6 protein-coding genes are annotated in these 13,032 nt (G+C 37.3%); 3 read left to right on the top strand and 3 right to left on the bottom strand.

Annotated elements, in window-relative coordinates; translation table 11 throughout:
• Nucleotides 1-2 precede the first annotated feature (2 nt).
• A complete protein-coding gene (locus tag CVN76_RS24475) occupies nt 3-707 on the bottom strand; it encodes a DUF2225 domain-containing protein (RefSeq protein ID WP_269800076.1) in 705 nt (234 codons plus the stop codon).
• 217 nt (nt 708-924) lie between these two features.
• Here CVN76_RS24475 and CVN76_RS24470 point away from each other — a divergent pair, with 217 nt between their 5' ends.
• From CVN76_RS24470 to CVN76_RS24460, 3 genes are all read left to right on the top strand, one after another.
• Nucleotides 925-1,287, top strand: a complete 363-nt coding sequence (locus tag CVN76_RS24470; RefSeq protein ID WP_061142437.1) for a HesB/IscA family protein — start codon at nt 925-927, stop codon at nt 1,285-1,287.
• A gap of 1,533 nt (nt 1,288-2,820) precedes the next feature.
• Nucleotides 2,821-9,450: a DNRLRE domain-containing protein gene (locus CVN76_RS24465; protein WP_100533397.1), complete on the top strand. Its 6,630-nt coding sequence runs from the start codon at nt 2,821-2,823 to the stop codon at nt 9,448-9,450.
• A gap of 16 nt (nt 9,451-9,466) precedes the next feature.
• Nucleotides 9,467-10,354, top strand: coding sequence for a DUF4240 domain-containing protein (locus CVN76_RS24460; RefSeq protein ID WP_100533396.1), 888 nt, complete (start codon nt 9,467-9,469; stop codon nt 10,352-10,354).
• A 153-nt stretch (nt 10,355-10,507) separates the two neighbouring features.
• Here the strand turns inward: CVN76_RS24460 and CVN76_RS24455 are convergent, their stop codons facing one another.
• The gene (locus tag CVN76_RS24455; protein ID WP_100533395.1) at nt 10,508-11,149 is read right to left on the bottom strand and encodes an SDR family oxidoreductase; all 642 of its coding nucleotides are present in this window, start codon (nt 11,147-11,149) and stop codon (nt 10,508-10,510) included.
• A gap of 470 nt (nt 11,150-11,619) precedes the next feature.
• The gene (locus tag CVN76_RS24450) at nt 11,620-12,612 is read right to left on the bottom strand and encodes an NAD(P)/FAD-dependent oxidoreductase (protein WP_100533394.1); all 993 of its coding nucleotides are present in this window, start codon (nt 12,610-12,612) and stop codon (nt 11,620-11,622) included.
• Nucleotides 12,613-13,032 lie beyond the last annotated feature (420 nt).

Here is a 13,032-nt window from a genome sequence, read left to right as displayed (position 1 = left end):
GCCTAGCGATGGACTGATGCAGCGATTGTACGCTTTCCTTGTTCGTGCTTGATTTCCTGAAAGCGATCTCTGGCCATTTGGATGAGAGAGGCTTCCCGTGCATTTTTTTGTCTTTCGAATACTAATGAAAAATACTTTATCGCTGCCATGTCATTTCCTATTCTTTTTGAGATGTCGCCGGCGAGATATAAGATCTTGGCTTCGGAGGCCCGGGTACCAATGAAATCCCCTGTCGAATAGGAGGCCTCATATTCCGTAAGTGCGAATCTCAAAAATCTTTCCTCTTGTTTCGAGTTTTGGGTAATCCGGTATAGCCAGGCAATTCGTAAATGGATGCCTGCCAGGATAATGTGTTTTTCCTTTTTTAGCGCACCGCAATAACTCGCCAGCTTGTATGTATTGATCGCGTCCCTTATCGATCGCTCGTTGCTGAAATGTTGGGGGACCCACCTTGAACTGACTTTTTCCTCAATGACTTCCTTTGTGGCGGGAGGGAAGTATCGGGAAAAATCCTCGGAATAGGAAAATCCGCAGTGAGGGCAAACAAAAATGGTATAATAAAGTGCATTAATGGATGAATCAGTGTAAACGGGACAAAAGTCCGTGTCGTACTTGGTTACTTTTGCAAAACGTGACCGAACCTTTTTGGTGGTCGATTTTTGTTTGCACAGCAGACATTCCATGCTTTTGTCGTATAGAGGCTGTATATGTTGGATGGAGCATCCCTCCTTGCATCAAGTTTTAATGAGTCCAAATGCTTGATTCTTTATGCCTATTATAAACTATATTTATCGTAATGTTGGTAAAATGGATGTGGTAATGCCGAATTTTTTCAAGCTGGAAGATTGAGCGCAGGAAATTCTTTGGTATATACTATAAGGAGAAATGGTCTATCTCACATATCATAAGAAGGAGGGATTTATTGTGAGTGAAGTTGTTAATATAACGGAAGCTGCCGCTTTTCAGATAAAAGAAATGATGAAACAAAATGGTGAAGAAGGTTCCTTTTTAAGGGTGGCCGTTAAAGGCGGAGGCTGCAGTGGATTATCCTATGGGATGGGTTTTGAGGAAGAGGCAGGAGAAAAAGATGCCCAACTTGAACAATTTGAAATTAAGATCCTTGTCGATAATGGGGACGCTGATATATTGAAAGGAACAGTCATTGATTATAAACAGACGATGATGGGCGGAGGATTCACGATCGAAAACCCGAATGCGATTGCGTCATGCGGATGCGGATCTTCCTTCAAAACGGCCAAGAACGCCGGAACCCCGGAAAATTGCTGACGTAGTTCAGGCGAGTATCGGTAAGTTAAGCGGGTGGGATTACGTATTCTCTCCTCGGAGGGTTACGTAAAAACCCCCTTGCAAAATGCGATATCAACTCAAATGCTAGACGCTTCTTGACGTATTTAACGATACGCTGGGAGGCGTCTTTTTTTTGCTGAAGAAAGGGTAATCAAGCAGCGGAGGGCTAAAGTTGACAACGCAGTCCAAATTCAAGAAAACAATCGAAAATACTTTTAAAAAATGTAATGGCTAATGAGAAGATGTCCGTATTGAAAGGCTAGATTCTTTAGTGTATTCCCGAAGTCAGGCTAATCGGATTATATTCGTTTTATAATAATTTAGCAGTAAGTGAAGTTGAATTAAAAAGGAAAAATATAGGTATGACTGAGCAGTGAGAAACCCTTTAAATGAATAAACGATACTTTTAATTAGGAATATAGTTGCGACTTTGTTACAGTATTTAGTAGTTAGTAATTTTTTAGACTTATTTGTAATTTTTTTGAAATAACAATTCTGGAGAGGTGAAGGAGATGAAGTACAAACATTTATAGAAATCCATCATCAAGGACCAGAAGAGTTATATAGCATATTTGTAACGGATGTAAAACAATTTCTAAACGGAAAGAAAAATATTTCGTTCAAGAAATACCTGGAGACAAATAGTTAATTGGGGCATAAAAGGCATCCCATTTACTCATTCCAATTATGTTATTAAACATTATATGACGACTGCACCCATTGTTGGAAATCTGCCATATGGGACAGAAAGAAAAAGTATGTGTCAATTTTGGTTTATAAAACTGAATTTTATAATTATTTTGTTGTGTTTGGTACTGTTATATAGCTTGATTAAGTAGTTCCTTCCGCTTAAACAGAAGCGTTCTTTCGTGACTTTTTCGCCGCTGAGACCTTGTGAGATATGCATTAAAAATTTGGAACTTATTTGGTGGGAATTTTAAGTTACAAGTTAGGAGTTAAGTGACTTTACAGTTTTTCCATGAAAAAGGGGCTATTAGAGGCAATAAAAGAAATTGATTACTTACCGATATTTCGAGTCATTACCGTTTATTATGGTTGGACCTCGTATATAGTATATGAAAAAGGTGAACATCCCATTTGCAAAAGCTCATTTTCTAGATGACTTAAAGAATGTTTATGAATAAACATGGTTAACAACAAACTGAGAGTAAAGAAAAGTCTTTTCATTCCGCAAATACAAATAAACTTAGATTCCCACCTAAACATCTCCGTATAAAGATGTGAGGAAATTACCACTATAGTGAAAAGGTTATTAATTCACTTTTCAACCTTCCAGGTACCATACTCTTATTTTAAAAAATTCAAATACGCCCCTTGATAATAAATTGAAACACAAAAAACCTGGTACATACCGAAGTGCAGTATTCGAACAGGATTTGCGATAGCAAGCAGTTTTGTATACATATTGAAAAATAAACTGTTAGGTGAGCTAAATAGTTACAAATATTTTGGCTAATAATTCTTAGTAGACTAATAAAAGGAGATGAAGAAATGATAAAGGGATATCAAAAAAGAACTTTGATATGGATTTTAACAATCTTATTAGTGTTTACTTCAGTGCCGTATGAAGCTTTTGCAAATGAGACTGAAAAAATGAAAACTGAACAAGCAGAAAAAGAAAGTAAAGATGGTAGAATAGAAGATTCTCAACAAGATAAAGAAGTCATCGAGGAAAGAACGGATCATACAAAAGTCTTTGATAATGGGGATGGGACCTTTACAAAGAATATCTATTTCGAACCGATTCATCTTGAGAAAAATGGTGAATTCACTGAAGTTTCTACGGATTTATATGAAACCATGCTCGATGATCAAAAAATGATTGAGACAGAAAACACTTTATTATCCTCTACTTTTTATGAGGAAATGAAAGACGGAGAATATGCTTTTTTTGAAAAAGATCAAGCATCTATCGTATTTTCCATCATGGAAGCTTCAGGAAAGGATAAAAATGTACAAGTAACGGATGTAAAACCAAGCTTTAACAAGAATATCATTACACATGAGGGAATCTTCTCAGATATTGATTTGCGAAATATTACCTTTAATGAAAATGTTAAAGAAGATATCGTCCTACATTCTTATAAAGGATTGAATACATTCACCTTTCAATTAAAAACAGACTTAAATGGTAAGGTTCAAAAAGATGGTTCCATTGCATTTTATGACAAGGAAGAAGATGAACCTACTTTTGTACTCCCTTCACCATTCATGACAGATTCAAATATTGATGAACTGTCTTCAGAAACTGCACGTTCAGAAGATGTAAAGTACGATTTAAAAAAAGTTGAAGCTGGTTATCTCCTGACTGTAACGGCAGATGAAAATTGGCTGAAAGCACCTGAACGAGTATATCCCGTTTATATTGATCCAACTACTTCATTATCCACGAGTTCAGATACTTTTGTAATGAGTGCTTATCCAAAAGAAAATTATGGAATATCCTCGAAGAAGTGGGATGCTAGTCAAAATCAATATGTTCTAAAAGTTGGATATTATGATGGAACTACTGGCACGAACTATGCATTCTTAAAACAGAATATCTCGAAGATTGACAAAGCAGTTATTGATTCAGCTACGTTAAATGTCTATGTTACACATGCTTATTTTGCAACAACGAAAAATGGTCTATGGCTAGATGAGGTGTCTGCTAACTGGAATGCTTCCACCTTGACCTGGGACAATAAACCGAGTTCCAAGAATATTGGAAATGTAAATGCAGGAAGAGATGAATGGGTACAGTTTAATGTATTGAATACCGTTAAAGCCTGGGCTGCAGGTACCAAGGCCAACCATGGGTTTAAACTCCATGCGAACGGTAATGGTCAAAACTTCTGGAAGAAAGTTGTTTCTTCAGATAACTCGACGTTAAAACCTTATTTATCAGTTACTTATCATTATAATGCTCTACCAGCTCCATCCGTAACGGCGACATCCAATGGTACAAATACTAATACTGGTTATCTAAATGTTAGTTGGGATAAAATTGCGGGTGCTACTGGATATAAAGTATTACTGTATAACGGGAAAGCTTATACAGCATTTAATGTGGGGAATGTGACAAGTTGGAGTACAAAAGGGCAAAAAATATGGCCTACACAAGCTCAGATTGATGCTGGTTCTTATGCTCTAAGAACTGATAAAACAGGAACTGAATTAGCATTTAACCCGAATCCAGTGTACAAAAATGCAGCAGACGATGGAGGAACTTATCCTAATGCACGCAATTATTGGGTAAGAGTTGTAGCAGAATATCCTGGTGGAGATAGCCCTCAATCGACTGCAACAAGAATATATATGCCTATGGAAACACCAAAAACCCCAACAGGTCGTCCATATGCTAATACGATGAATGAAAAATCCGGATATGTAAACTTGAATTGGGAACCGGTTGAAGGTGCAGACGGCTATATAATTGCTCTTTACAATGGAAAAGAATATGAAGAAGTAGCATCAGTGGATAAAGATACATCTTCATGGACCACACAAAACAAAAAGCTCTGGCTTACTCAAGATCAGATTAAGGCAGGTAAATATAAATTAAATCTTTCCGGCGAAGGCACGGAGCTGGCTTCAGATCCTTCTCCTGTATATAGGAATTCAAAAGGATCTTACCCTAATTCAACAAACTATTGGTTTAAAATTAAGGCTTTCAGTAATGCTGGACACTCTGAAAGTAACTGGTCGGGTTTATTTAAACCAACCATACCAGGAGCAGAAGATTTCTTGGGAATGGAAGATTTCTGGACTGGAATCGATGTAAATAACGGAACAGTCAACGCTGCAACAGGTAACGTAATCGTTGACGAAACAGATTTTTCCATTGACGGTAGGGGACCTGGGTTAAGTATTGGAAGGACCTATAACAGCATGTCTACATCTAAGGGACTATTTGGTCTAGGCTGGTATAGTGATGCTGAGATGAGTATAATACAAGATTCTTCATATGTTAAATTTATTGATGAGGATGGCACCATTCATGGTTTTGTAAAGAAAACTGATGGAACATATGAGGCTCCTACAGGAGTATATCTTGAACTTACAGAGACGACTGCTGATTACATTTTAACTTCTAAAGATCAATCGAAAGTTTATTTTGATAAAACGACTGGTAAAATCAAAGAAATTCGTGATGCACAAAAGGAAAGTAACAAAACCACCTATGGATATGTCGATGGCCAATTAACGACCATCACAGACGCTTCTGGCAGAAAACTAACGTTAGAATATCAAAATGGGTTAGTTTCAAAAATTACAGACCCTAAAGGTCGTTCAACTTCCTACTCCTATAACAATGAACAATTAATTTCCGTAACTAATTCTAATCATGAAAAGACGAAGTATGAGTATGATGGTAATAAACTGCTATCAAAGATTATAGATCCAACTAGTACTACTGATAAACCTGTAGAAACATCATATGAATATAATACAAGTGAAAAACGCATACAAAAAGTGACAAACCCTAAAGGGAAAAGCACAACGTTTGCTTATGATTTACCAAAGAGAACATTAACGGTTACGAACCCACGGGGAAATAAATCATTTTATGAATATAATGCAGCAGCTAACCCAGTTAAGCAAATCGACGCTTACTCCCCTGGTCAATCAGGTGCAAACAATAATCTTGAAACGAAATATGAATACCAAGGGAATAATTTAATAAAATCCTGGGATCCAAAAGATGTTGGCTCAACAGCTACTGAATCCTATAAATATGATAAAGATGGAAATATCATTTCTACGACAGATAGTTATGGAACAGAGACCTACAAGTACAACGAAAACAATGACATAGTTGAAATTATTGACACGGAAGGTGAAAAAACGACCATTGCGTATGATGGTTTAAACCCTACTTCTGAAACAGATGAAGCAGGAGCAATATCTTCTGTATCTAAGTTCGACGACTATGGAAATGAGATTGAATCGAGTTTGGATCTATCTGGGGCAAACAATCTAGTTTTGAATTCTAGCTTTGAAGATAATCTTAATAGTTGGACGTTAACTAACTCGAAAGATAGTGGTATAGGATCATTAATAACAACACCTGAAAAAGAGTTTAAAGCATTAGGTGGAAAACAAGCGTTAAAACTAACAACACAATCTACAACTAAAGGAACGGAGCTTGGTTATTCATCATATACTCAGGTAATTCCAGTAGAACCTAATCAAACATATACGTTCAGTGCAGATGTAAAAACCAATAATTTAAAGAATGCAAAAGCATTTTTAAATGTTGCTCAATTAAATGGAAGTGCTTTGATACAATATAATAACAATAAATATTCAGCCTTAAGAGGGACAAACACTTGGACAAAACGACAAGTCACATTTAAGACAGCTTCGAATGTCAATAATATTCGCCTATATTTAGAGGTGGATCATAATCATACATCGACTTCGGGTGAGGCTTGGTTTGATCGAGTTCAATTAGAGAAGGCGGATGTATCATCTTCTTACAATCCAGTTATCAATGGTAGTTTTGAAAAAGGGAGAACAGGGTGGGTACTTGCTTCAGGTTCTGCGAGTGTCGTGGATACAGAGTCCTATGATGGTAATCAATCTGTCAAAATGGTAAGATCGTCAACAACTCAAGATCGAATCCATTATAGGCAGACATTTATATTGAACCAGTCCATAAATAACCCTAAGCCCATTAGTTTAACGGCCGTATCTAAGAGCGAGAATGTTACGAATTCAGTTGAAAAAGTTCCAAATTCAGACTATTCAATATGGGCTACTATTAAGTATGCAGATGGAACTTCTGAATCCAAAAACACCCCGTTCCCATTAGGATCTCAAAACTGGAATCGGGCAGTTCTTTACATTAATGCAAAAAAAGCGATAGCGTCGATTGATTTTTATGGTATTTTCAGAGGAAATAATATAGGTACAGTATGGTTTGATGCATTTCGCCTTATAGAAGGAAATGTTTTATCATCTGCGATGTATGATACTAAGAAGAACTATGCTGAAAAAACAACGGATGTTCTTGGAAGGGTTAGCCTGAAAACATATGACGAAATAGGAAATCTTTTAAATGAAACGAACCCTGAAGGTTCTAAAAAAACCTATTCATATGATTCTAGTAATCAACTAAAGTCCCTTACCTTACCGAATGATGCAGTTGTTTCTTATGATTATGATAAGAATGGGAATAACACAGAAAAAGGTATTACTGCAGGAAGTAAAAGACAAGAATATAACTATGAATTTGATGAGGATAATAAATTAATTTCTGTAAGTGACCCTTTAAATCACAAAACAAGTAACGCCTATGACGATAATGACAATTTAGTACAAATTCAACTGCCTAATGGGCAATTGATAAAAAATACGTATGATAACGCGGATCGTATTGATAAGATTTACTATAATAATGAATTAGCTTTTGAATTTGAAAAAGATAAAAATAGTAATGAAACATCCATAATAGATTCGTTTAATCAATTGAAAAAAGAACAAGTTTTTGATGCGAAAGACCGGATAATTAGTCAAGTGCTGAAAAAGAATAATGCAACACTAGGTACTGTATCATGGAACTATCCAGCTGATTCTGATAAGTTGCAAAGTACATCCTTTTCACACCAGGGTACGAATCAAACCATCAGTTATGAATATAATAAACTCGAACAAAACACGGTTGTGAAAAACAATAACAATACGTTTAGACTTGATTATGATGAATCTGGAAATGTCACAACATATACACCAGCTAATGGCGTAGGAACAACAAACGTGTACGATCCAGCTGGACAGGTCGTTTCCATGTCTACGAATCATGTAGATGCAGCAACAGGTGCAGTGACAACAGTCATTGATGAAAAATACTCTTACGACGCTAATGGTAATCGAACCGTAATCATCAATAATACTGGCGGTACCACCCAGTTTACGTATGATGACTTTGATCAATTAACCAATGAGATATTACAAGATGGATCCAAAAATGAGTATAAATATGATGGATTCGGTAACAGAATCTCTCAAAAGAGGGGGAATCAACCTGCCGTAACGGCTTCCTATAATCTGATGAATCAACTTATCAATTATGGGAACGAAACCATTAAATATGATGCCAATGGTAATCGACTTGAAGATGGTACTTATACATACAAATGGAATGCTGCGGATCAGTTAATTGTCGTTAATAAAAAAGGAGAGTCCTCTCCTTATGCAGAGTATAAATACGATGACGATGGCAGAAGAATCCAGAAAAATGTTAAAGGAACCATTACTAATTATACTTATGATGGAGACAGTTTAAACGTTTTATATGAAACGAATGCAAGTGATCAAGTACTAAGATCTTATGCATATGGTGTAGATGGTCAACTGTTAGCGCTTAATAAACATAGTGGAACATTCGTTTCGGACACTTATTATTATCACTATAATCCACGTGGGGATGTTGTTGCATTAACGGATAAATCCGGGAAAATAGTCGGGAGTTATTCCTATGACAGTTGGGGTAATCCAATAGAATCAAAACGTACGGGGATCGCACTCGAAAATCCATTCCGTTATGCGGGTTACCAGTTCGATGAAGAAACGGGTCTTTATTATTTAATGGCGCGATATTATCAGCCAACCCATGGCGTCTTTTTATCACTTGATCCAGATCCTGGTGACGAAGATGATATCCTTACTCAGAATGGGTATACGTATGCTAATAATAATCCTGTCATGATGGTAGATCCTGATGGAAAGTTTGCACATTTTGTTCTGATGGCTGGTGCATATGGATATCGAGGCTATAAAGCTTATAAAACTTACAAGAAAGTATCCAGAGTAGGAAAGGCTACTAAAAAAGTTAATGGGAATAGTAAAAAGAGTAAAAAAAGACAACACGGTTATGAAATATATAATAAAGGTTCTGGAGAAGTAGTGAAAGTTGGAATTAGTGGTGGAAAGATTGCAAAAAACGGAAAATCATATAGAGCAACTAGCCAAGTAAATAAATGGGGAAAAGATAAATATGAATCGAGAGTCGTTATAAAAAACATGAAAAATAGAGGAGCAGCTTTAAGATGGGAAAGAAACTGGACAAATAAAAGAGCTAGTGAAGGTCATAGATTATCAAAACATGATCGGCCTAAACCTAAACGAAGAAGATAAAAGGGAGGAATAAAGTATGCAGAATATTTGCGGATCAGTATTTACTATGAAATTACCAAATGGAAAATATGGTGCAATAAGAATAATCAAAGAAATAGATAACTCTTTTTTAGTATTAACAACACCATACCTAATGGATAAGTTACCTAAAATCCATGATAATGTATTAAAACAAAAGTTGATACAAAATCGTTTCTTTTTCGATGAGATACCTGCAATTAAATGGGTCGAAGGAAATATTCCAAATCAATATATATATGTAGGTAACATCCCACTAGATCCTAATGAAAGTAGTATTGTGTCGAGTACCTTTAGTGAAACATGGGATAATATTGGTTTTGAAGCATATTATGAATGGCGTTGGGAAAATGACAGGGAAGCTTTTCAATCTGAAGTAAATGAAGAACCAAGTGAATACAAGAATAATCAAAAAGAAAATGATAACGATAATAATATGATGAGAGACGAAATCTTTTGGGGGTTAATATCGACTATCCAACCAGGGGAAAAGGCAAATGAAGAAAGTCTTAAAGTACTAATCTCGAAGTTATCGAAAATGAAAGTAAAGGAAATAAAACAATTTGAAGAAACACTTGCTAAAAAACTATATCTTTTAGATACTAAAAAACATGCAGAAAATATTGCTGAATTTTCATTTAGAGATGAAGGGAATTTTTCATTAGACAATTTTTTATATGCAAGATGTGCTGTGGTTACTAAAGGGGAAGAAACATATGGTGAAATATTATCTAACCCTAAAAAAATGATACAAATACAAAATGATACCTTCGAGGATCTACTATATGTTGCTAGTGAAGCATATAAGTTTAAAACAAAAAAAGCATTTACGTATCAAACTCAATTTGATTATGAAACTTTTTCAAATAAAGAAGAGTGGAGCTAAACGCTATATACTTTAATCTTTAGAAAAGTGGCAGTTCCTTATTATTATATAAGGAACTGCCATATTTTTATCTATAGAAAGAGGAGAGTTTCCATTATAAAAAATACTTTTTAAAAACGATTGAGCAGCCTCTTTATAAGTTCCTTTTTTTCACTAAATACTGTTCAGTGCTTCCTTGATTGGCAAGTCACCGCTTAAAATTTCGAATGTTTTATTGAACGTGCTTTCCTTTTTGACCGACTGTGCCAGAACGGAGGCGACATCGGCTCTTGGAATCGATTTATTGGTATGGTCCACTTTTTGTTCTGCAAAGATTTTGCCTATAGCTTGGTCATTGGTCAAGGCAACTGGGCGGACAATTGTGTATGTCAGTCCGCTTGCTTTTAAATGTTCATCGGCATCGTGTTTTGCTTCAAGATAATGGCGCATCCCGCCTTGCGCTTGCTCTGGAGTATCAGATCCGACGGAGCTCAGCATGATAAAGCGATCGATTCCTTTCTTCTTGGCGGCATCGACCAGTTTAATCGCACCCAGCTTATCCACAGCCGTCGTCTTATCTGGTCCCGTTTTTGGTCCGGAACCTGCCGCGAAGATGATCGCTTCCATGTTATCCACTGCTTTATCCACATTTCCCTCTAAATCGGCAAGGATGGGATGGCCGCCGAGTTCTTTTATCGTTTGAGCTTGTTCTTCTTTCCGGATCATTCCGTAAACATTCATTTCCGGATTTTTTGATAATTCTTCAATGATCATCCTTCCGGTCGTCCCGTTAGCTCCTGCAATTAAAATATTCATATATGTGCATTCTCCTTTCTGATCTTCTTTTATTCGTTACCCTTTCCAGTTTGAGGTTAAGCACTTGTGGACAACTAACGGAAAGAATGTTATCCACAAGGCCGTAATTGGGGATAACATGCGGGATTTAGGAGGAAAGCTGAAGATAGATTCCTGATTGCCCAGTTTTATGATGGAGTACTTCGAACGTTGCATTTCACTGCAGGCGCTCCCTTATCCAAAGGCGGTCCTTGAGCCTCCTCGGCCTTTAGCCTGCGGAGTCTCAAATAGACGCGCATTGCCCGCAGGAGTGTCGCCACCTTCCGTTGCATTCCACTTTGTGTTTCAAACGAAAGATATTGTTCTTGGAGGAGATGGAGTTCGGACTCATTTCACTTTGGATGAATACTTCCGAAGCGATTCCCTCCATCCAATAAAAAAGGTTCCGGAAGGGAGACCATTCCGGAACCTTTTTTGCTGGATTGCGCTTATCAAAACATCGAGGAGCTGTGCATGGGCTGGACCTTTGCTTTTGGGTCGATATATTGTTTGGCGTGATTGACGGCAGTGGGCGCCTCGCCGAAGCCGCTCGCGATCAATTTAACTTTGCCGTCATAGGTTGCGATATCGCCGGCAGCGTATATTCCGGGAATATTCGTTTCCATTTTGGTATTGACCAAGATGCTGTTCCTCTGGATTTCGAGCCCCCAATTTTTGATGGGGCCGAGGGAAGATACGAATCCGTAATTGACGATGACTGCATCTACATCCAGCGTTTCTGTATCTTCACCCTTTGGGTCCTTGATGGCGACAGTATGGATCCGTCCTTCCGTTCCAATCAAATCAGCCGGTATGTAAGGGGTGAGTACTTCAACCTTGGAATTTTTAAGGTTTTCCACACTATGTTCGTGGGCACGGAATTTATCTCTTCTATGAATGATGCTCACCTTTTCGGCGATTGGCTCCAGCATGAGGGCCCAATCCACTGCGGAATCCCCGCCTCCGAAAACGGCGACCTTTTTGCCTGCGAAATGATTGAGATCGTCGATGAAATAATGAAGGTTGCTGCTTTCATATTCTTTTGCCTCATCAATTTCGATGCGGCGGGGTTGGAATGCACCATTGCCAGCTGTGATGATGATGGTTTTGGAATAATGGATTTCTTTATCGGTCGTTAACTTGAAGACCCCGTCGGCTTGTTTTTCGACGTCTTGCACGGCTTGCTCGAGTACAACGGTCTGTTCGAACTTTGCCATTTGTTCTTTCAGGTTATTCACTAGCTCCTGTGCGCGCACTTTAGGGAAACCAGCGATATCATAAATGTACTTTTCAGGATAAAGGGCAGATAATTGCCCGCCTAATTGTGGGAGGCTTTCGATGATTTTTACCGATGCCTGCCTCATGCCGCCGTAAAATGCGGTGAATAATCCAACCGGACCTCCGCCAATGATGGTGATATCATAAACCTTTTCGTTAACTTCCAACGTTATCCCTCCGATATACTAGGTTTGCTGAAATATATTCTCTTATTTTACCATAGATGAACTTTGAAAAAACGAGAAAAAAGTTAGAAAGTTTCGACTATTATTTCGGCGTATGGCAACAGCAGCCTCGCTCTCGTTTTTAGCGTCTGGAAATACTCGTGGCTAAGCCTATTAAAATGGGTTCTGTTGAAGGGGGGATATGGTCTTGAAGAATCCGTTTTTCACTTGAAAAAATTATTGAAAAAGACTAATATTTACTTATGATTCATTTATTACAAGTTTGAAGGGTTACGTGAAATGCGTCACATATGTATAAGCGTGCTTTTTATAATGTAGATTAATAATATAAAAAATAGATGTTAGTTATGGAAAGCAGCACAAGAAAATATCGTAAAGGTGGACGAATTCTTTTGAAAAAGC

The sequence above is a fragment of the Bacillus sp. mrc49 genome (assembly GCF_002803435.1).
Note: the sequence above shows the minus strand (reverse complement) of the source record. Positions and strands in the feature narration are given on the sequence as shown.